The 20,958-nt window shown below is 68.9% G+C and carries 18 protein-coding genes; 6 read left to right on the top strand and 12 right to left on the bottom strand.

From position 1 onward, the window contains the following. Positions 1-8: 8 nt before the first annotated feature. The 9 genes from ABZX12_RS40355 to ABZX12_RS40395 all read right to left on the bottom strand — a co-directional run bounded on the left by ABZX12_RS40355 (position 9) and on the right by ABZX12_RS40395 (position 12,467). Positions 9-992 carry a LuxR C-terminal-related transcriptional regulator gene (locus ABZX12_RS40355; RefSeq protein ID WP_355700765.1) on the bottom strand — a complete coding sequence of 328 codons (984 nt, stop codon included), beginning with the start codon at positions 990-992 and terminating at the stop codon, positions 9-11. Between the two features lie 379 nt (positions 993-1,371). Then, positions 1,372-2,811 (bottom strand): GuaB1 family IMP dehydrogenase-related protein, encoded by a 1,440-nt coding sequence (locus ABZX12_RS40360; RefSeq protein ID WP_355700766.1) that lies wholly within the window; start codon positions 2,809-2,811, stop codon positions 1,372-1,374. 46 nt (positions 2,812-2,857) lie between these two features. Next, entirely contained in the window at positions 2,858-3,688 is an 831-nt protein-coding gene (locus ABZX12_RS40365; RefSeq protein ID WP_355700767.1) for an NAD(P)-dependent oxidoreductase, read from the bottom strand. Beyond that, positions 3,685-5,961, bottom strand: a complete 2,277-nt coding sequence (locus tag ABZX12_RS40370; RefSeq protein WP_355700768.1) for a hypothetical protein — start codon at positions 5,959-5,961, stop codon at positions 3,685-3,687. The genes ABZX12_RS40365 and ABZX12_RS40370 overlap by 4 nt, the downstream gene beginning before the upstream one ends. Then, entirely contained in the window at positions 5,958-8,255 is a 2,298-nt protein-coding gene (locus ABZX12_RS40375) for a hypothetical protein (RefSeq protein WP_355700769.1), read from the bottom strand. The genes ABZX12_RS40370 and ABZX12_RS40375 overlap by 4 nt, the downstream gene beginning before the upstream one ends. Next, positions 8,252-9,118 carry a carbohydrate ABC transporter permease gene (locus ABZX12_RS40380; RefSeq protein ID WP_355700770.1) on the bottom strand — a complete coding sequence of 289 codons (867 nt, stop codon included), beginning with the start codon at positions 9,116-9,118 and terminating at the stop codon, positions 8,252-8,254. Before ABZX12_RS40380 ends, ABZX12_RS40375 begins: the two co-directional genes overlap by 4 nt. After that, positions 9,115-10,050, bottom strand: a complete 936-nt coding sequence (locus ABZX12_RS40385) for a sugar ABC transporter permease (RefSeq protein ID WP_355700771.1) — start codon at positions 10,048-10,050, stop codon at positions 9,115-9,117. Before ABZX12_RS40385 ends, ABZX12_RS40380 begins: the two co-directional genes overlap by 4 nt. Then, entirely contained in the window at positions 10,047-11,414 is a 1,368-nt protein-coding gene (locus tag ABZX12_RS40390; RefSeq protein ID WP_355700772.1) for an extracellular solute-binding protein, read from the bottom strand. The genes ABZX12_RS40385 and ABZX12_RS40390 overlap by 4 nt, the downstream gene beginning before the upstream one ends. Positions 11,415-11,492: 78 nt before the next feature. After that, complete coding sequence (locus ABZX12_RS40395; RefSeq protein WP_355700773.1) at positions 11,493-12,467, bottom strand: LacI family DNA-binding transcriptional regulator; 975 nt, start codon at positions 12,465-12,467, stop codon at positions 11,493-11,495. Between the two features lie 160 nt (positions 12,468-12,627). Between ABZX12_RS40395 and ABZX12_RS40400 the strand changes: the two genes are divergently transcribed. From ABZX12_RS40400 to ABZX12_RS40420, 5 genes are all read left to right on the top strand, one after another. Then, on the top strand, positions 12,628-13,767 hold the full coding sequence (locus ABZX12_RS40400) for a mandelate racemase/muconate lactonizing enzyme family protein (protein ID WP_355700774.1): 1,140 nt from the start codon (positions 12,628-12,630) through the stop codon (positions 13,765-13,767). A gap of 336 nt (positions 13,768-14,103) precedes the next feature. Continuing rightward, positions 14,104-14,484 (top strand): hypothetical protein, encoded by a 381-nt coding sequence (locus tag ABZX12_RS40405; RefSeq protein WP_355700775.1) that lies wholly within the window; start codon positions 14,104-14,106, stop codon positions 14,482-14,484. Continuing rightward, on the top strand, positions 14,478-15,488 hold the full coding sequence (locus tag ABZX12_RS40410) for a hypothetical protein (protein WP_355700776.1): 1,011 nt from the start codon (positions 14,478-14,480) through the stop codon (positions 15,486-15,488). The genes ABZX12_RS40405 and ABZX12_RS40410 overlap by 7 nt, the downstream gene beginning before the upstream one ends. Before the next feature lie 25 nt (positions 15,489-15,513). Beyond that, complete coding sequence (locus tag ABZX12_RS40415; RefSeq protein ID WP_355700777.1) at positions 15,514-16,002, top strand: hypothetical protein; 489 nt, start codon at positions 15,514-15,516, stop codon at positions 16,000-16,002. After that, positions 15,999-16,628: a hypothetical protein gene (locus tag ABZX12_RS40420; protein ID WP_355700778.1), complete on the top strand. Its 630-nt coding sequence runs from the start codon at positions 15,999-16,001 to the stop codon at positions 16,626-16,628. The genes ABZX12_RS40415 and ABZX12_RS40420 overlap by 4 nt, the downstream gene beginning before the upstream one ends. A gap of 50 nt (positions 16,629-16,678) precedes the next feature. On the opposite strand, the gene katG is transcribed toward ABZX12_RS40420, so the two are convergent. From katG to ABZX12_RS40435, 3 genes are read right to left on the bottom strand one after another with little or no spacing between them, the layout of a single operon-like run. Continuing rightward, entirely contained in the window at positions 16,679-18,892 is a 2,214-nt protein-coding gene (gene katG / locus ABZX12_RS40425; RefSeq protein ID WP_355700779.1) for a catalase/peroxidase HPI, read from the bottom strand. A 36-nt stretch (positions 18,893-18,928) separates the two neighbouring features. Next, a complete protein-coding gene (locus ABZX12_RS40430; RefSeq protein WP_355700780.1) occupies positions 18,929-19,354 on the bottom strand; it encodes a Fur family transcriptional regulator in 426 nt (141 codons plus the stop codon). A 53-nt stretch (positions 19,355-19,407) separates the two neighbouring features. Continuing rightward, positions 19,408-20,292 carry an SDR family oxidoreductase gene (locus ABZX12_RS40435; RefSeq protein WP_355700781.1) on the bottom strand — a complete coding sequence of 295 codons (885 nt, stop codon included), beginning with the start codon at positions 20,290-20,292 and terminating at the stop codon, positions 19,408-19,410. 86 nt (positions 20,293-20,378) lie between these two features. Here ABZX12_RS40435 and ABZX12_RS40440 point away from each other — a divergent pair, with 86 nt between their 5' ends. Next, positions 20,379-20,954, top strand: coding sequence for a TetR/AcrR family transcriptional regulator (locus tag ABZX12_RS40440; RefSeq protein ID WP_355700782.1), 576 nt, complete (start codon positions 20,379-20,381; stop codon positions 20,952-20,954). Positions 20,955-20,958: the final 4 nt, after the last annotated feature.

The raw sequence follows: 20,958 nt of genomic DNA on the forward strand, positions 1-20,958 counted from the left end.
GGCATGCCCTAGCGGGCGAGGTACTTGCGGACGTCGTCGGCCACCTGGGACCGGCTGTGGAAGTCGTACTTGCGGAGGATCGCGCTGAGGTGGGTCTTGACGGTGTTGAGACTGACACCGAGCTCGACGGCCAGCTGGTCGTTGTCGAGCCCGTCGGCCAGCAGCAGCGCGACCCCCTGCTGCGCCTTCGTGAGGCTGGTGAACCGGCGTTCCGGCGCCTCGTCGGTCTCCATCAGCATCTCGATCAACTCGGACTGGATGTGCTCGGCGGTGTCCACGATCCGCTCCAGATGAGTGCGGACCGGTGTCCCGACATCCGGCTCGTCCAGCGCCTCGGTCGCGATCTCCCGGATCGACGCGACCCGGTGCGTCAGGTACTCCATCACATGGTCGGACGTCAGCAGGTTCGGGCCGACATCGCCCGCGGGCAGGCGGCGCAGGGCCTCGCGGTCCTCGCCCTCCCGGGTCAGCACCCGTTCCACCACCTCGCACAGCCACTCGAACGCCCGTACCGCGTTGTCGTCGTACGACTTCGAGATGTAGCTCTGCATCGAGAGCAGCCCGAACAACTGGTCGGGCCCGTCCTTGGCCGGCCGGAAGATCGGTACCGTGACCGCGTCCCGGGACCGTCGGGCCGGGTCGCCGACCGGGACGCCGGCGTTCAGCGCGGCACCGTCGTCGTAGGCGAAGCGGTACGTGTGCCGGTGCTTGAGCAGCCAGGCCGTCTGCCCGTCCGGACCGAAGATGTGGGTGTCCGGTGTGACGTAGTCGCCGTCGTCGTACCCGTACGGGTACCGCACCCGGTTGCTGCCCTGGAGGAAGCCGACGAAGAACGCGTCGACATGCGCGATCTTGCCGGCCACCACCCGGACGTAGTCGTACAGGCCGTAGTGGTCGGATCTGAACAGCGCCTCGATCTTGTGGTACGCCTCGCGCAGGATGATCGCCGTCTCCGCGTCAACCCGCAGCGGGACGGCCCTTTCTCCCTCCACGACGGCGACTCCCCACAACCCGTGCGGTATCGATCACTCGACTATGCGCCGTCACCCGCAGGTGATCAAGGGCCGTCCACCGCACAGCGGTCGCGGGCGGTGGATACGGGCCCCCGAGTCGCCCTCCCAAGCCTCGGTCGAACCTCTGCCACCACCCGCGACCACGAGCAGGACACCGGTGACTGTTGAGCCCCCGCGTCGATCGGACCCGCTGCCCCCAGCGAGATCCCCGACCCCCCGACGGATGGTTCCGGTGCCCTTCCTCCCCCTGTTGCCTACAAGGTCCCACCGATCGCCGACCGTCACCATCGCCCGGGGCATGATTCCGGCGGGCCCGCGATCTCATCCTGGGGATGAGGGCGGTGCCCACGGTTCACGATTACAGCCAGCTGGTGTCGAGCGGCTTGCCCTCGGCGTACCCGGCGGCCGTCTGCAGGCCGACCACCGCACGCTCGTGGAACTCGGGCAGGGTGGCGGCGCCGACGTACGTGCACGAGCTGCGGATGCCGGAGACGATCGAGTCCAGCAGGTCCTCGACGCTCGGCCGCTCCGGGTCCAGGTACATCCGGGCGGTCGAGATGCCTTCCTCGAAGATGGCCTTGCGGGCCCGCTGGAACGCGGAGTCGTCGGCCGTCCGGGACCGGACGGCGCGGGCCGACGCCATCCCGAAGCTCTCCTTGTAGATCCGGCCCTGGCTGTCGCGGTGCGGGTCGCCGGGCGACTCGTAGGTGCCGGCGAACCAGGACCCGATCATCACGCTCGACGCGCCCGCGGCCAGCGCCAGCGCGACGTCGCGCGGATGCCGGACGCCGCCGTCGGCCCAGACGTGCTTGCCGAGCTCCCGCGCGCGGGCCGCACATTCGAGCACCGCGGAGAACTGGGGCCGGCCGACCGCGGTCTGCATCCGCGTCGTGCACATCGCCCCGGGCCCGACGCCGACCTTCACGATGTCCGCGCCGGCGTTCACCAGGTCGGTGACGCCTTCGGCGGTGACGACGTTGCCGGCCACGATCGGCACCCGCGGCCCGAGGGCACGGACCTGTTCGACCACCTCGAGCATCCGTTCCTGATGGCCGTGGGCGGTGTCGACGACCAGGACGTCGATCCCGACCTCGAGCAACGCCTTCGCCTTCTGTTCCGCGTCGCCGTTGATCCCGATCGCGGCGGCCACCCGGAGCTTGCCGTTGCCGTCGAGCGCCGGGTCGTACAGGGTCGCCCGGAGCGCGCGCTGGCGGGTGAGGATCCCGACGATCCGGTTGCTGGCATCGACCACCGGGGCGAGCCGGTGGCGGCCGTCGTGCAGCAGCTCGAACGCGGCCTCGGGATCGATCCCTTGGGGCACCGTCAGCAACTCGCGCGACATGACCGCGTCGAGCTGGGTGAACCGGTCGGCCCCGGAGCAGTCGGCCTCGGTCACCACGCCGACCGGCCGGCCCTGGTCCACCACGATCACCGCGCCGTGGTTGCGCTTGGGCAGCAGGTTCAGCGCCTCGCCGACGGTCCCGGTCGGCGGCAGCGTCAGCGCGGTGTCGTGGACCGGGTCCCGCTCCTTGATCCAGGCAACGACCTCGGACACCACGTCGACCGGGATGTCCTGCGGGATCACCGCGAGGCCGCCGCAGCGCGCGATCGTCTCGGCCATCCGCCGCCCCGACACCGCCGTCATGTTCGCCGCCACGACCGGAATCGAGGCTCCCGTCCCGTCACTGGTGGAGAGATCCACATCCAGTCGCGACGTCACGCCGGACCGGTTGGGAACCAGGAACACGTCACTGAAAGTGAGGTCTCCCGCCGGCTCCCGATCATGGTGAAACCGCATGTCAGACCCCTTCCGCCCGTGTCCGAACGCGACCAGCGTAGCGCCGTTACACCGTGTGTTCGGCGGTGAACCCGAGCAGCTCGCGCGCGGGCCCGAGGTCGAGCGGGGTGGTACGGCCGGGCAGGTCGGCGCGGATCGCGGTGCTCGGGTGGTAGCGGCGGAGCAGGTCCAGGGTCGGGTACGGCGCCAACGTGTCCGGGGCCGCGACGTGGAAGACGTGCGAACCGCCGTGGACCCCCAAGGCCAGCACGGCGGCGCGGGCGGCGTCGCGGGTCTCCAGGTACGACCACAGGTCGGCGGCGCCGAGTGCCGGGTCGGCGGCGACCTTGCGGGCGTGCTCCTCGAGGCGTTCGGCGAAACCGCCGACGAACGGGTACCGCAGCGCGACCACGGTCGTCCCGTGCCGCCGCGCCATCATCGCGGCGGTCTGCTCGTCGGCGAGTTTCGACAACGCGTACGGATCCTCGGCCTGGCTCGGCACCGCCGCGTCGAGCGGGACGTACGCCGGGCTGAGCGGGCCGGCCGCGAACGGCAGCCCGTTCGCGGCCAGACTGCTCGCCACCACTGCGTTCCGGACCCCGGCGCGCCCGGCCTCCTCCAGCACCGTGAACGTGCCGAGGGAGTTCTCGCCGAACACCTCGTACGGCGTCCCGCGGTGCGGCGCCGGCCGCGCGGCGAGGTGGACGACACCGTCCACCCCGGCCATCGCGGCCCGCACCGCGGCCACGTCGCACACGGACCCCTCGACCAGTCGATCCGCCTGGCACGGCGTCCCCGGCAGGACCAGGGCGGTGACCGCGACGCGGCGTAGCTGCAAGGCGTCCACCACGGCTCGCCCGATGCGGCCGCCGGCTCCGGTGACGAGGACCCGGTTCACGCGAGCCGGAGCTGCTGTTCAGGCTGCGCGGACAGCCCACGGTACAGCTTCGGCGCACCGTCGAGGGTGAGCATGATCCGCGATCCGCTCAGGGTTCGGCGGCGTCCGATGCAGTCGATCTCGACCAGTTCGCCGCCGCGGACGGTGAGGTGGGTCTTGGTCGGCCAGTCGTCCTCCCACACCTCCGGGTGCGGGTAGTACGCCTGCCCCTCGGTGTGATCGACGTTCAGCAGGTACCCGTCCTTGCGGCTCCACAGCACCGACAGCGGCCCGTCCGGCGTCATGAACAGCAGGCCCTGCAGGTGCCGCTCGACCTTGGAGAGGTCCAGCCAGCGCACGAACTCGGCTTCCTCCAGCACCCGGGTGCCGGTCGCGAACGCCAGCAGTGACGGCTTGGCCGACAGGTCCCGGTTCATCAGGCCGAAGTGGTACTCCGGGTTCGCCGGATCGGCCTCCTGCGGATGGTGGATCGTGCTGTCGTACAGCTGGTACCAGTTCACGCCGTCGACGCCTTCGGCCTTCGCCAGCGCCATCGTGAGCAGCACGTTCTCCGCGGCCTGGCGCATGGTGTCGTTCCACCACTGGTTCGGCCGGGTACACGCGTACGCCTCGGTCAGCCACAGCTCCTTGCCCCCGCCGTACTCGCGGATCCGCCGCTTCGCCTCGCGGACGCCGCCGAGGAAGTTCCAGTAGCTGCCGTTGGACCCGGTGACCCACTCGTCCGGGGTCGGCGCGTAGTCCGGCGTGAAGTTGCCGCGGCCCGGGTGGAACGCGAACGCGTCGATCAGGTCCCAGCCGCCGTGCGCGTGGAAGCTGTCGACCCAGTTCACGTCCATGCCGCCGAGGCCGTTGTTCATCACCTTCACGTCGGACCCGACCTCGGCGAGCCGCTCGACCACCGGGCGCAGGCCGTCGCGGATGTACTTGTCGGCGTACAGGCCGGACATCCACGGCTGGTTGCGTTCGTTGTCGACCTCGAAGTACCGGGCGCGGGCGTCCACGACCACGTCGACCAGCTCGGCGGCCCAGGTTTTCGCCTGCTCCGGGGTCGCGTCGAACACCACGTCGCCGTGCTGGATGTTCGGCGTGATGCCCAGCGCCTCCAGCTCGGCCGGCGGGATGCCGGGCGCGCCGTTGTAGGCGATCCGGACCGACGCGACGCCGATCTTCTGCAGCAGCGTCGCCACGTCCGCCTTGCTCGGCTCGAGCAGCCAGGGATAGTTCGCGATCCCGAACATGCCGCCGCCCTGGTAGTCGTACGACGGGAGCACGGAAAGCGTGGTCCGCGCGAATGTCTCGCCCGCCTGCACCTCCAGGAAGGCGACGCCCTGCTGCTGCAGCGCCGGTACGACGATCCTGTGGTCGGCGCTCTGGCCGGGCGCCAACGTGAGCACGGTCGATCCGCTCGTCAGCGTCGTACCGTCGAAGTCGCGGGCGAACCAGCTCAGCGTCACCGGCGCGGTGACAGTGCTGCCGGCAACGACCTGCACGTTGACCGGCATCGCGTGGCCGGTCGCGTACCAGAGGTTGAACGGCTGGTCGGTCCACACGTCGAGGCCGACCGGGCGACCGAGGGCGGCTGCGTTGGCGGAAACTTCGCGGAGGTTTCCGAACACGAGATCCGCCTCGTGCCGCAGGACGCCGAGCGCGTCGTACGTGCCGACGATGTGCATCCACGAGGCCGTCGTCCAGTCGGGGCGGCTGGACTGGAGCCGGAAGTACGCCTTCGTGTCGGACCAGGTCTCGGTGTAGAGGATGCCGTCGTTGGTCTCGTACGGCACGCCGCCGCCGGCGTCGCGGTTCCAGCGGGTGACCGCGGTCGAGTACTCCGCCTCGGCCGGGCTGATGACGGTGCGGGTGAACTGCGAGTTCAGGTACATCTGGTTCGAGCTGGTCGCGTCCCAGCGCATGTGCAGCCGCCGGGCGGTGACGTCGAAGGTGCCGGTCACCGTGATCGTCTTCGCGGCGGCGCCCATCACGTAGTCGACGCGGATCGCCTGGCGGCCGTCCGGGAGCGTGACCAGCGACGGCTTGCCGCCGAACGTGCGCTGCCCGCCGAGCACGGTGTCCTTGACCTGGAAGTGCGCGATCCGGATCCGCTCGGTGCCGTCGCCGACGACGATGGTGCCGTCGGTCTCGGCGGACACGGTGATGCCGTCCGCGGTGATCGTGTACGCCGTCGCGGCGCGGGCGACGCCCGCGGGGAGCAGGCCGCCGGCCACCCCCGCGGCTGCGAGCGATCCGGCGACGAACGTCCGCCTGGTGGGTTTCATGACAATCCTCCGGTGGTCTGGAGAGGCAGGGAGAGACCGATGAAGATCCGCGGTGCGCCGTCGAGGGCGACGGTCACCTGCGAGTTGCTTGCCTGATGCGTGCCGACGTCCATGCCGAGGCAGTTCAGCTCACGGACCGACGTGGTCGCGGCCGGCGTCGGGACGGTGACGTTCGTCTTGGTCGGCCACAGGTCTTCCCAGGCCTCGGGACTGCGGTAGTAGGCAGGGCTCGCCTGACTGCGGCGGACCGGGTCGTTGTTGAGGATGTAGCCGTCCTTGCGGGACCAGAGCAGGTTGACCTTGCCCGACGGGGTGTTGAACACGAGCCCGAACAGGTCCGGATCACCCAGGTCGGCCCAACCGGCGAACGTGGACCGGTCGAGCCACCGTGCGGCGGTTGCGAAGGCCAGCAGCGAGGGTTTCGCGCCGAGGTCGCGGTGCAGCAGCCCGTGGTGGTACTCGACGCTGTCCGGATCGGCTTCCATCGGCTGTTGCTGGATCGAGTCGTTCAGCGTGTACCACGTCACGCAGCGGACGCCGTACGCCTTGGCCAGCGCGAGTTGGAGTAGAACGTTTTCCGGGGCGTTCCGGTGGTTGTCGGTCCACCAGCGGTTCGGCTGCGTTCCCGCGTACGCCTCGGTGAGCCAGAGCTCTTTCGTGCCTTTGGCGGCGATCGCCTTCTTCAGCGTGCCGAGGAAGTTCCAGCGGGTCTCGTTCGTCCACGGTTCCGCGGGCTGGTAGTCGGCGGTGTAGTTTCCGCGGCCCGGGTGGTACGCCAGGACGTCGACGTGGTCCCAGCCGCCCGCGGCGCCGAAGTCCTGCACCCACTGCTCGGGGTATCCGGCAAGGCCGCACGTCATCACCTTGAACGTGGCGCCCTTGGCGGTCATTGCCGTGCGCAACGGTTCGAGGACGTCACTCACGTACTGAGCCGGGGTCTTGTCGGACGCGGTCAGGTTGAGCTCGTTGGCGCATTCGTAGTACCGGGCGCCGGAGTACGTCGCCCGGCCGACCATGTCGTCGGCCCAAGCGGCGCCGTCCGCACCCCATGGGAGCGTGCCGGCGAGCTGCATGTTGTGCAGGAAACCAGCCTGGTCGAGCGCTTCCACGGTCGGCCCGGGCGAGGCCGGCAGCGTGTTGTACGCCCGGTACGCCGTCCGGATCCACTGGATGCCGGCGAGCTTCATGAGCCCGAGGACGTCCGTGCTCGACGGCTCCGCAAGGTAGGCGAAGTTGCCCATCCCGAACATGCTCTGCTCGGAGTCGCCGTAGGTGTGGGCCGACAGCACGGAAAGCGTTGTTCGGGCGAACGCCGCCTCGGTCGCGCCGTCGGACACGACCGCCTCGACGAAACGGATGTCGCGGGCGCCGAGGGTGACGGCGAAGTTCCCGGTCCAGACCGCACGCGGCCCGACCGATGCACTCGCCGTACCGCTGGTCGAACCGCCGTTCCAGTCCCGCGCGACCCAGTCGACGCGCACCGTCCGGGTGCTCAGCGCCGCGTTCACCACCTCGAAGTTCACGGTTCTGGCGCCGCCGGTGTTCCAGAGGCCGAACGGCTGGGTGGTCCACAGGTCGATCCCGAGGTCGCCGTCACGCGCGATCACGCCGGCCGAGTGCGGCCGCATCGGGCCGAGCACGACCGTGCTCTCCAGGAAACCGCTGTCGTCGCCGATCGCGTGCAGGTAGCCGTTGTTGCTGAAGGCAACTGTGCTTTGCGGAAAACGGATGACGGCACGGTTGTCGGCCCAGGCGTAGGAGTAGCAGATACCGTTCGTCGTCTCGTACGGCACACCGCCGCGCAGCGCGCCGGTGCCCGGATCCCGGTCCCGGTTCCACAACACGACCGGGTCGAAGTGCTCGGTCGCCGTACCCGTCACGACCCGCGCGACGCGGAAACTGTCGGTCCGCAGCTCCGTCACGCCGGTCACGTCCCAGCGGATGCGCGCTTTCCGCAGGCCGACCGTGAATGTGCCGACGACCTGGCCGACCGGCGCGCCGTACGTGACCGTGAACTGCTGCCCGCCGTTCGCCTCGATCTTCGTGATCCCGGTGGTCCGCACGACGACCTTGCTCGTGCCGGTCCCGTACGCGTATTCGAACGTCGTCAGGGTGAGGCGCTGGATCCCGCCGCCGTCGAGCACCTTGACCTCACCAGTGTCAGGTGCGCCGATCAGCGTGATCGTGTTCGCGGTGTCCGTGATCTGCAGATCGGCCGCATACGCCGGACTCGTCGCACTCCCGGCGGCTGCCGCGGCCACGGCGCCGCCGAGGACTGCTCGCCGGCTGATCATCCCTTCACCCCCGTGAATCCGAGGCCCGCGACCACGTAGCGTTGCAACACGAGGAAGACCAGCACGGGCGGCGCCAGTGCCATCGCCATCGCCGCGATCAGCTCGTCGAGCGGCGCCGAGTCGACCAGGTTCGCCAGCGCGACGCTGATCGGTTGCAGCCGCGGGTCGGAGATCACCACGAGCGGCCAGATGAACTCCTTCCAGGAGTGCATGATCGCGAGCAGGCTGATCACCGCGATCACCGGCCGGCTCATCGGCAGCACGATCCTCGTGAGCAGCTGCCAGGTACTCGCGCCGTCGACCTTCGCGGCGTCGTACAGCTCCTGCGGCAACGCCTCGAAGAAGCGCGTCGCGAGCAGCACGTTGAACGCGTTCGCTCCCGCGGGCAGCCAGATCGCCCAGTAGGTGTCGAGCAGGTTGACGTCCAGCACGGTCAGGAACAGGCTGACCAGCGAGACGGTGTACGGCACGAACATGGTCGCGAGAATCGCGCCGTACACGTACCGGCCGATCCGCGGGCGGATCACCGCGAACGCGAACCCCGCCGTCATCGCCACCAGCAACTGCACCGCCCAGGAGCCGATCACCACCGTCACCGTGTTGGCCAGGTAGCGCCCGACGTGGAGCTCGGTGAAGGCCCGGGAGAAGTTGCCCAGCTCGGCCTCGGCCGGCCACAGCCGCAGCGGGTTCGTGACCATCTCGGTCGGCGACGACACCGCGCCCTTGACGGTCCAGTACAGCGGCCCGATCCCGATCGCCACCAGGCCCAGCAGGGTCAGCACCTGGACCGCCCGGAGCGCGAACGCCGTCCCCGGTCTGCGCAGGTCGTTGCTCGACGTGAACGTCGTCATCGGTTCGCTCACTTGGCGCTCCAGCTTCGGGTCAGGCGGAGGTAGACCGCGGACAGCACAGCGAGAACGAGCGCCAGCAGGACGGACAACGCGGCGGCCTGCCCGTAGCGGCCGTCCTGGAACGCATACCGGAAGATCAGCAGCAGGATGGTCAGCGTGGCGTCGTCCGGACCGCCCTGCGTGAAGATGTACGGCTCGGTGAAGACCTGGATCGTGCCGATCAGCTGCAAGAGCAGCAGCAACCCGATCACCGGACGCAACTGCGGCAGCAGCACGTGCCAGATCCGCCGCCAGATCCCGGCTCCGTCGCTCTCGGCAGCCTCGTAGAGCTCTGCGGGGACGCCGGTCATTGCCGCCAGGTAGATCAGTGCGGCACCGCCCATCCCGGCCCACGTCGCCTCGAGCACCAGGCTCAGCATCGCCGTGTGCGGCGACTGCAGCCACGGGTACGGGCCGAGCCCGACCAGGCCGAGAAGCTGGTTGAACAGGCCGCTGCCCGGGTCGTAGAACCATTTCCAGAGCAGGATCGCGACCACCGGCGGTACGACGACGGGCAGGTAGACGACGACGCGGTACACGCCGGCGAACCGCCGTACCGTCGACATCACCGCGGCCAGCACGATCGGCGCGGGGAAGCCGATCACCAGCCCGAGGCCGACGAACAACAGGGTGTTCGTCATCGCCTTGCCGACCAGCGGGTCGGTCAGCACGGCCTGGAAGTTCTCCAGGCCGACCCACACCGCCGGGTCGACGAGATTGGTGTCCTGGAACGAGATCAGCAGACCGCGCACGATCGGCCACCAGGAGAACAGTCCGAAGACCAGCAGGGCGGGCGCCAGGAAGAGCAGGCCGAGGAGTTCCCGGCGTACGCCCGCCCGCCGCCGGGAGGTCACCGCCACAGGTTCGGCTTTGGCGACCTCCGGGCGCTCGAGCAGTGTTGTCACTTCTGCTCCGCGGCGAGCATCTTGTCCGCGTCCGCCTGCGCCTTGGTGAGCAGCGCGTCCACGTTCGCGTCCTTCTTGGTGAGCACGGACTGCACGACGGTGTCGAGGATCGTGTAGAGCTTCTGGGCGGCGACCGGCGGCTCGGGCTTCAGAGTGAGCTTCGGCGTACCCTCCAGCCAGGGCCGGAAGTGCTCGAGCTCCACGTTCACGTACGGCTTGATCGCCGCGTCGATCTTCTGCTGCTGCGCGGTGCTGAACATCGGCAGCGTCGGTACGCCGACCGCGGCCTTCGGATCCTTGGCCAGCTCCTTCGCGCGCTCGGCCGCGACCGCCGGCTCGTACTGCGCCTCGGCCTGGGCGAACAGCAGCCACTTCACGGCCGCGTCGACCTTCTCCTTCGGCACCGACGCCGGAACCATGAACACCTCTGCGCCGCCGAGTGTCGCGTTCCCGCCGGCCTGCGGCAGTGACGTGACGCCGTAGTCGGCCGTGCTCTTCATGCCGAACTTCGTCTTGGCCAGCTTGTACGTGCCCGGCGTACCCATGAACATACCGACCTGACCGGCCGCGAACTGCTTGACCACGTCGTCCTGGTCCATCAGCTGGTTCTGGCCCATCGAGTTGTCGGTCCAGCGCATCGCCTTCAGCAGCTCGAGCGACTGCTTCGTCGCCTGGTCGTTGACAGCAGCAACGGCCTTGCCGTCCCGCTCGGTCTCCATCGAGCCGCCGTGGGTGTAGGTCAGCATGGTCAGCTGCCAGCCGCCCGTGTTGCCCTTGGACTCGTGGACGAACCCCGCCTTGCCGGTCTTCACACTGATCTGCTTGGCGGCCGCACGAACCTCGTCCCAGGTCGCCGGCGGTTTGTCCGGGTCCAGACCGGCCTGCGTGAACAGCTTCCGGTTGTAGACGAGCCCCTGGGCGAACGGCGCCTGCGGGATGCCGTACACCTGCTTGGCGTCGTCACTCAGCGGCTGCAGGACCTGCGGGTTGAACTCCTGGTAGTGCGTCCACTGCTTCAGCTGCTCGGTGATCGGCTGGACGTGCTTGCGGGCGATCAGGCCCTGCGGCTCGGTCAGCGGAACCTGGATGACGTCCTCGATCGTCTTGCCGGCCAGCTTGGCCGAGAACGTCAGCGGATCCCAGCGGTTCTCGCTGCCTTCGATCGTGATGCCGGGATTCTTCGCCTCGAAGTCCTGCACCAGCCGGTTGAACTGGGCCAGCGCGGCACTGTCCGTCGGCGCCGGCATGCCCTGCACCCGCAGTACGACGTCGGCGCCGGCATCGTCCTCGGCAGGGGTGAGTCCCGCACAGCCGGTCAGTGCCAGCCCGGTCGCGGCCGCCACCAGGGCAGCACGAACACGCATGGGTGTAGCCATTGAATGTCTCCAGGAGGGATCGGTACGGCGGGGCGGCGCGCCGTACTGTGGTGGGTCCTGCTCGGGTCAGGCGCGGTGTGGCGCGGGACCTGTGGAGGCGCGGGGAATGAGCCGCGAGCCGACCTCGGCGGACTGCGGCTCCGAGCCGTTGATGGTCTCGACGATCAGATCGGTGGCGTGGGTGGCCACCGTCTGCGGCGAGATCCGGATCGTGGTGAGGGCCGGGATCGACATCGCGGCCAGCAGCGTGTCGTCGATGCCGATCACGCTGACCTGACCGGGCACGTCCACCCCGGAGTGGGCGAGTTGGTGCAGGATGCCGATCGCGACCAGGTCGTTGTGCGCGAGGATTGCGGTGGCGCCGTTCGCCACAGCCAGGGTCGCGGCGTGCAGTCCGGTCTCGAAACGCGGCTCGTACGGGCCGAGCTCGACGACCGACAGCCCCTGGGCGTCGAAGGTTTCTCTTATCGACTTGCCCCGCAGGTGCTCCGGCCGCGAGCAGTTGACGAAGACACAGCTGGTGTGACCGAGCGCGCGCAGGTGTTCGGCGGCCTGGCTGATCCCGGACGTCAGCGAGATGTGCAGCTCGGGGATCCCTTTGACCTGCCGGTTCACCAGGACGAGCGGGATCTCCCGGGCCAGCTCCTGCAGCCGGCCGTCGGACAGGGTCGAGGCCCACAGCACCAGACCGTCGACCTTCTTCACGATCGCGTCGATGGTCTCCAGCTCGTCGGACTCGCGCTCGTCACAGTCGGCGACCAGCAGCGTGTAGCCGTGGTTGCGGGCCCGCGCCTGCATCGCCTTCACGATCGGCGGGAAGAACGGGTTCGCGATGTCCGGGACGACCAGGCCGAGCGACTCCGTGCGGCCGCTGCGCAGCGTCCTGGCCGCGGGGTCGGGCCGGTACCCGAGCTGCCGCGCGGCGTCGGTGACCCGCTGCCGGGTCGCCTCCTGCACCTGGTCCGGCGCGGTGAAGACCCGGGACACCGTCGACGGGGACACACCCGCCAGTTGCGCGACTTCCCTGACCGTGGCGGCCATCCGGATCTCCTTGCTCTCGGACTCAGCGTTGAAACATGTTTGCAATCGTTCCTGGTTGTGTCAACAGCTCGTTTCTGTTTCCTCACAGAGGCTCTGGCGTACGCCTGAAATTCTGGGATACGGTGCGATGACAACGTTCCTGAAACAAGGCAGAGGTCAGATGAAGATCACGGGCTGGGAAGTGCTCACCCTCCCCGACCGGGGCGACGCGATGATGCTCGTCGTGGTCGACACCGACGAGGGCATTCACGGCATCGGCGAGGTCGGCCTGCGGTCCCGGCAACAGGCCGTGGCCGGCGCGCTGTCCCATCTGGGCGGCCTGGTGCTCGGCGAGGACCCGCTGCGCACCGAGCGGCTGTGGCAGCTGATGTTCCGGTCCGGGTTCTACCCCGCCGACCGCGTGATCGCGTCCGCGATCGCGGCGATCGACGTCGCGCTGTGGGACATCCGCGGCAAGGCGTACGGCGTCCCCGTGCACGAACTGCTCGGCGGACAGGTGCGGGAGTACGTGCCGTGTTACGTCCACCTGGGCGACGGGATGGCGGACCGGCCGCGCTTCCTCGAACGGTGCCGCACGCTCGTCGCCGACGGTTGGACGCACCTACGATTCTCGGTGCCGCACGACGGCGACGTCCTCGACGAGCGCCGGACGCTGCGGGACGGAATCGCGCTGTTCCACGAGGTCCGCGACGTCGTCGGCGACTCCGTGGAGCTGATCCTCGACGTCCACACCCGGCTCGACCCGCCCGAAGCCGTCACCCTGTGCCGCGAGATCGAGTCCGCCCGCCCGTACTTCGTCGAGGACGCGCTCCGCGCCGAACACCCCGACTCGTACCGCATGCTGCGCGCGCGAACCGGCGTACCGCTGGCGGCCGGCGAACAGTTCGCCTCCAAGTGGGAGTTCGCGCCCCTGATCGAGAACGAACTCATCGACTACGCCCGCGTCGACATCGCCATCGCCGCCGGCCTGACCGAAGCCCGCAAGATCGCCGCTGCCTGCGAAACCCACTACATCAAACTGGCCACCCACAACCCCCTGGGCCCCGTCACCGCCGCCTCATCCCTGCACCTCAACCTCACCACCCCCGCAGCCGCCATCCAAGAACACCAGTCGGACCCCGACGACGCTCTGGCCCGCTTCTTCACCCACCGCCCCACCATCACTCCCGGCCGAGTACTCCCCTCAACCACCCCCGGTCTAGGCATAGACATAGACCGCGAGCTAGCCCGCTCCCAGTCCATCCCCTCCCGCCCCGTCCCCACCGTCCACAGACCCGACGGCTCTCTCACCAACTGGTAACCCGCAACGACGGTCGCCGCCGACGATGCTTGCAGGAACCTGCAGCTCTGTGGATATCCGGCCCGGCGAACACCCTCCGTATGCGACGCTTACACCACCAGCACCCAGAACGGAGCCTCCATGCCCCGCCATCCGGCCCTCGGACCCACCGCCGCAGCGCTCAGCGCCCTCCTGGCGCTGACCGCCTGCCAAGGCTCCCCTGAAGCCGGCCAACCGAACACTGCCCCGCCGTCGCCTACCTCGTTCCCTGCCTCGCCTCCCACTCCTTCTCCGACTCCCAGCGACACTCCTGAGGAAGCAGCCGTGGCCGCAGCTTCGGTCGCGTACCGAGGATTCGTGGCCGCGACGGACGCCATGTACAGGAGCGGAGGCCGCAACGTGACAGGGCTGAGTAGGTACGCGAGCGGCGTCATGCTGAAGGCCGAACTCGTCGAGGCAGAGAAGTTCCGAGGGTACAAATGGCACTCCGTCGGAAGCCTGCAGGTCATGTGGATCAAGCCGCTGAGTATCGGCAAACCGAATGCCAGTGGTCAGATCGACAACCTGATCCTCAGCGCGTGCGTCGACTCCTCGAAGGCCGGCGCCGTGGACTCCACAGGCAAGAGTGTCAGGGTTCCCGGAACACCGAACCAAACTGTTGACGAGATGCGCATGCGCCACGTCCAAGGCACTTGGAAAGCTGACTTCGCGCAGAGCAGGAAGCCTGCGACATGCTGATACGCAAACTCCTCGGCGTCGCCGCGATTCTGTCCGTCATCGGATCACCCGTTGCGTTCGCTGACCCGACACCCGGCTCACCCGGCTGCGTCATCGGCTGGAGCGCTGGACAATGCGTCTACTCCGTGGGCGATGACGGCCATCCGCCGACCACCTCCGTCAAGACGACCCCCGGAGCCAAGAAGACCGGTGAGTCTGCCTGCGTCTGGGAAGGGCAGGTTGTGCCGTGCCGGGACGCAGGCGGGTTCTTTGACGCAGCATCAGGATGCTATCTGCATCCGATCGCCGGGCCGCAGTCTTTGGTCTCCCCGAGCAAGGTCAGCGATTATCCGCCGGGTACAAGGTTCTACGAGTGCTGGCTGATTCTTGCAGTCGACGACGGGTGGCCAGTCATCCAGGTGGTGCCTGAGTCTGTGAACCGGCCGCCAGGTGAGACGCGGACGATCGATCCCCGCGTCGCGGCTCGGCAGGTGGTGGAGACGATGAGCTTCGTGGCGCCGCAGCTGGGTGTCTCGCCGTATGTGCAGAGTGCGAATCGTGTCGGCATCGTGAATGTGCCGATCTGGATGTGGGTCACGGATCCAGGGCCGACGACGACCGGACCGCAGACGAAGACTGCGACGCTCGGCGGTGTCTCGATCACCGCGACCGGCACCGTCGACCGGATCGAATGGTCCATGGGCGCGGGCGAGACCGTGTCGTGCAAAGGCGCCGGCACGCCGTTCACTCGCGAGATGGCAGCCGGCAAGTCCCTGAAAGACATGCCCGCTTCACCGACCTGCGGGTTCCGATACGCCAAGTCCTCCCGCTGCGAGAAGTCCGGCACCTATAACGTCACAGCAACGGCGTACTGGACCGTCCACTGGACCGGCGGCGGCATGCAAGGCGACATCCCGCTCGACTTCAGCCGCTCCATCCCTCTCCAAGTGACCGACCTGCGGCCCGTCCTGGTCGACCCCAACGGCAGCCCGCCCTCAACCGCGCCCCGCACCTGCAGCGGCTGACTCCAGATCTGGAACAGGTTCAAGCATGAGCAACTGGCCATCAGTCGACGCGATCCGATCCGATCTCGCGGAGGTCCTCGCGAGGTTCCGCAGGGGACAGACGCGCGCGTTCAGCTTCGGCGACCGCGGACCCGAGGCGGTCATCCTGACGTACGACGAATTCGAGGACCTCGGTGGCGAGCACAGGTTCACCGGTCTCGACGCCGTAGTGGATCCGGAGGCGCTCGCCGCGCGGCTGACTGGTTTGCTCGCCGCGCCGACCGGTCTCCCTGTCGTCTGGGGCGAACACGGCGAGCCAGAGGCTGTGGTGATGTCGACGACGCAGTACAGGGATCTCCGCGGGGACGACCAGCCGCCCGCCGGAGTCGTCGACGACCCGACCGTCCGCACGTACGCCACCGAACCGCTGCCCACCAGCACGCCTCTCGACCTGGACGACTGGGCCGCCCGCATGGGGCCGGAGACCCAGGAACTGCTGGAGGAGCTGCGCCGCGAGGACCGCGAGGACTCGTGAGCCGCGGCGTCGGGTACCGGTTGGTGGCAGGACCTCAGTTCGACCTCGATTATCGCCGGATCGACGCCGCAGCACGCAAGAACCCATCGGGCCCCGCAGCCGCGCTCCGGCGACAGGTGCTGCGGACGATCCTCGCCCTCGCGAGTGGCAAGTCCGATGGTCACCACGCGCTCAGCTACGCACCCGGACAGGGCGATCTGCGGGACTGCGTGACGGCGTACATCCGATCGGATCCACAACGCCCCGCGGACTACAGGCTGGTGTTCCGCGAGATCGCTTCGGAAAGACCTGGCGAACTCGCGCGCCGTGAACTACTGGCCGTTCAACCCCGACGCGGGCGAACCAACGTATACGTCCAGGTCTGTGCCCGGCTCGCGCGTCATCCGCAGGATCGTCAGCCCGGTCTCAATCGCTTCGACGAGGGCAACGATCCCAACAAGCAGACAGAGCTTGATGCCAAGCGCGCGATCGCTCATGCGTGGAGCGGTCAGCAACCGCTTCGCGCTGCACGACCGCTCGTCGTCGGAGCACCGCCGGGTTCCGCACCGGCGATGACGACCACCAGGATGCACGGATCCGTCCGCGGACGACCAGGTCCTACCGGCTGGCCGGAGCGCAACCGGTAAAACTGAACCGGCTCCCCCTGACGGAGGAGCCGGTTCGGGGTTGTGGTGGGTCAGCGGTGCAGGTCGAAGCGGTCGAGTTCCATGACCTTGTGCCAGGCGGCGACGAAGTCGTTCGCGAAGCGCTCCTTGGCGTCGTCGCTCGCGTAGACCTCGGCGACGGCGCGGAGTTCGGAGTTCGAGCCGAAGACCAGGTCGGCGCGGGTGCCGGTCCACTTGACCGCCCCGTCGACGGTGGCCTCGAACGTCTCCTCGCTCTCGTCGGTGGCGTGCCACTCGGTGCCGAGGTCGAGCAGGTTCACGAAGAAGTCGTTCGTGAGCGTGCCCGGGTTCTCGGTCAGTACGCCGTGCTTCGAGCCGTCGTAGTTCGCGCCCAGGACACGCAGGCCGCCGACCAGCACGGTCAGCTCCGGCGCGCTCAGGGTGAGCAGGTTCGCGCGGTCGAGCAGCAGATACTCGGCCGGCAGCCGGTTGCCCTTGCCGTAGTAGTTGCGGAACCCGTCCGCGACCGGCTCGAGCGCGGCGAACGAGTCCGCGTCGGTCTGCTCCGCCGAAGCGTCGACCCGGCCGGGCGTGAACGGTACGACGACGTCGTACCCGGCGTTCTTCGCGGCGATCTCCACACCGACACCGCCGGCCAGGACGATCACGTCCGCGAGCGAGACAGGCTTCGCGAACGACTGCTGGATGCCCTCGAGCGTACGCAGTACCTGCGCAAGCTCGTCGGGGTTGTTGACCTCCCACCCGCTCTGCGGCTGCAGGCGGATCCGCGCACCGTTGGCGCCACCGCGCTTGTCGCTGCCGCGGAACGTCGACGCGGATGCCCACGCGGTCGAGACCAGCTGCGACACCGACAGGCCCGACGCCGCGATCGCGGCCTTCAGCGCGGTCACGTCGGCGTCGGTGATCAGCTCGTGGTCGACGGCCGGGAGCGGGTCCTGCCAGATCAGCACCTCGCTCGGTACCTCCGGGCCGAGGTACCGCACGATCGGGCCCATGTCGCGGTGGGTCAGCTTGTACCAGGCCCGCGCGAACGCGTCCGCGAACTCGTCGGGGTTGTCCTTGAACCGCCGCGAGATCGGCTCGTAGATCGGGTCGAAGCGCAGCGACAGGTCGGTGGTCAGCATCGTCGGCAGCTTCTTCGGGCCGTCGTACGCGTCCGGGATGATCGCTTCGGCGTTCTTGGCGACCCACTGGTTCGCGCCGGCCGGGCTCTTGCTGAGCTCCCACTCGTAGCCGAACAGGATCTCGAAGAAGTCGTTCGACCACTGCGTCGGCTTCGAGGTCCAGGTGACCTCGAGGCCGCTGGTGATCGCGTCCTTGCCCTTGCCACTGTTGTACGTGCTCTTCCAGCCCAGGCCCTGCGCCTCGATCGGCGCGCCCTCCGGCTCCGCGCCGACGTTCTCGGCCGGGCCTGCGCCGTGGGTCTTGCCGAACGTGTGGCCGCCGGCGATCAGCGCGACGGTCTCCTCGTCGTTCATCGCCATCCGGCCGAACGTCTCGCGGATGTCGCGGGCCGCCGCGACCGGGTCCGGGTTGCCGTTCGGGCCTTCCGGGTTCACGTAGATCAGGCCCATCTGGACCGCGCCGAGCGGACGCTCGAGGTCACGGTCACCGGAGTACCGCTCGTCGGCGAGCCAGCTCGTCTCCGGGCCCCAGTACACGTCGGTCTCCGGCTCCCAGACGTCCTCGCGGCCACCCGCGAAGCCGAAGGTCTTGAAGCCCATCGTCTCCAGCGCCACGTTGCCGGTGAGGATCATCAGGTCGGCCCAGGAGATCTTCTGGCCGTACTTCTTCTTGACCGGCCACAGCAGCCGGCGGGCCTTGTCCAGGTTGCCGTTGTCCGGCCAGCTGTTCAGCGGCGCGAACCGCTGCTGACCGGCGCCGGCGCCGCCGCGGCCGTCGTGGATCCGGTACGTGCCGGCGCTGTGCCAGGCCATCCGGATCATCAGCGGGCCGTAGTTCCCGAAGTCGGCCGGCCACCAGTCCTGCGACGTGGTCAGCACCTCGGCGATGTCCGCCTTGACCGCGGCCAGGTCCAGCGTCGCGAACTCGGCGGCGTAGTCGAACTCCTCCCCGAGCGGGTTCGACACCGGCTGGTTCTTGGCCAGGATCTTCAGGTTCAGCTGGTTCGGCCACCATCCGCGGTTGGCGTTCCCGCTGGTCGGGTGGACGCCCTGACCGTGGTTCACCGGGCAGCCGCCGGTCTCGGTGCCGCGGCTCTCCGCGGAGGCTTCGCCGGGCAGGGGCTCATGGTTCTCGGACATCGGATTCCTTCCAGGACTGGACGTTTGCAAAGGAAGTCAGGTACGTCGTGCGCAGTCCGCGCACAGGCCCCAATAGATGACCTCGGCCTCGTCGATGACGAACCCGTGGTCGTCCGACGCGGTCAGGCAGGGCGCATGCCCGACCGCGCAATCGACATCGGCGATGGCGCCGCAGGAGCGGCAGACGACATGGTGATGGTTGTCCCCCACCCGCGATTCGTACCGCGCCACCGACCCCAGCGGCTGGATCCTCCGCACCAGTCCCGCCGCGGTCAACGTGTGCAGCGAGTCGTACACCGCCTGGTGCGACGCCTGGGGCAATTCGTTGCGCACGGCACCGATAATCGAGTCGGTGTCCGCATGTGGATGCCCGTACACCGCGGCCAGCACAGCCAGCCGCGGCCGAGTCACCCGCAACGACGCTCCACGCAACAACCCCTGGAGCTCATCCACTGTCGGCACGCCCGCAGTCTTCCGCGTTTTCTGGAATGAGTCAAGATTAGCTGCCGCGTTTCCTATCCCGGCTGGATGTTCTCCAGGTCCTTCAGCAGGCTCGGGTGCCGCGGCTGCCAGTCGAGCGCCTGCCGGGTGTGGGCGCTGGACGCCGACTGGTCGGCGGCGAAGATCGGGCCGAGCGGGCCGAAGGTCTCCTCGGGGACCGGCTGGACCGGGAGACCCAGCCGCCGACCGATGACGGTTGCGATGTCGCGTACGGCGTCGCCTTCGTCGTCGACGGCGTGCCACGCGGTCCCGGCCGGCGCGTTCTCGAGGACCAGCCGGAAGAGTACGGCGGCGTCGAGCGCGTGTACGGCGGGCCAGCGCTGCGCGCCGTCTCCCGGGTAGCCGGAGACACCCGTCTGGCGCGCGATCTGCGTCAGCAGGCCGGCGAATCCTCCGTCGCCTTGGTTGTGGACCGTGCGCGGCATGCGTACGGCGGCGCTTCGCACACCGCGCTCGGCCAGCGCGAGGGCTGCCATGACGGACCGACCTCGCCCGCCGACAGGCCCCTCGGTCGGCAGCGGATCAGTTTCGGTCGAGGCGCGGCCGGGAATCCACGGCGTACCCGACACGGTCACGAGCGGACGATTGCTGCCCACCAACTCCTCCCCCATGGCCGCGAGCGCGGCACTCTCCTCCGCGATTCCCGCCGCGAGCGCCTCCGGGCTGCTGAAATCGTTGCTGAAGGCAAGATGGATCACGCCGTCGGACTTGGCCGCGCCGGCGCGCAGAACGTCCAGGTCGGCGAGCCCGCCACGGACGGCGTCCGCGCCGGCGGCTTTCAGCGCCGCTTCGGACGCGCCGGAACGCGCGAGCCCCAGGACCGTGTGGCCGTTGTCGAGCAGTTCGCGGACGACGGCGGACCCGATCAGCCCGGTACCGCCGGTGATGAAGACCTGCATGGAGATGCTCCTCTGGAGTGATGAGACCTTTGTCCCATCACGGTAGCACCTGACGGGACAAAGGTCCCATCACCTAGAATGGCCGCATGGCTCGATGGGAACCCGGCGCGCGCGATCGGCTGGTCCTGGCCGCGGTGGACCTGTTCGCCGACCAGGGCTACGACGCGACGACGGTCGCCCAGATCGCCGAACGCGCCGGCGTCACCAAGAGCACGTTCTTCCGTCACTTCCCCGACAAGCGGGAGCTCCTGGTAGCCGGCCAGGAGACGTTGTGCCGCCTGCTCATCGAGGGCATCGCCGAAGCACCAGAGACAGCCAGCCCTCTCGAGGCGGTCGCCGCGGGCCTCGAACGCGCCTCGAACGCCATGGGCCCGATGAACCGCGAGCTCGGCCCGCGCCTCAAAGCCGCCATCGCCGCCAGCACCGAACTCCAAGAACGCGACACCCTGAAACGCGTAGGCCTCGCCACCGCCATGACCGAGGCTCTCCTGTCCCGAGGCGTCCCCGACCCCCTCGCCCACCTGGCCGCCGAGCTAGGCGTCCTGGCCTTCAAACGCGGTTACACCGACTGGACCGATCTGGACCACGACGACACCGGCCTGGCCCCACACGTCCTAGCAGCCCTGGAAGACCTCCGCGCCGCCACCACCTCACTGACCTGAGCCC

This window comes from Kribbella sp. NPDC003505 (assembly GCF_040610875.1).
GTDB lineage: Bacteria > Actinomycetota > Actinomycetes > Propionibacteriales > Kribbellaceae > Kribbella.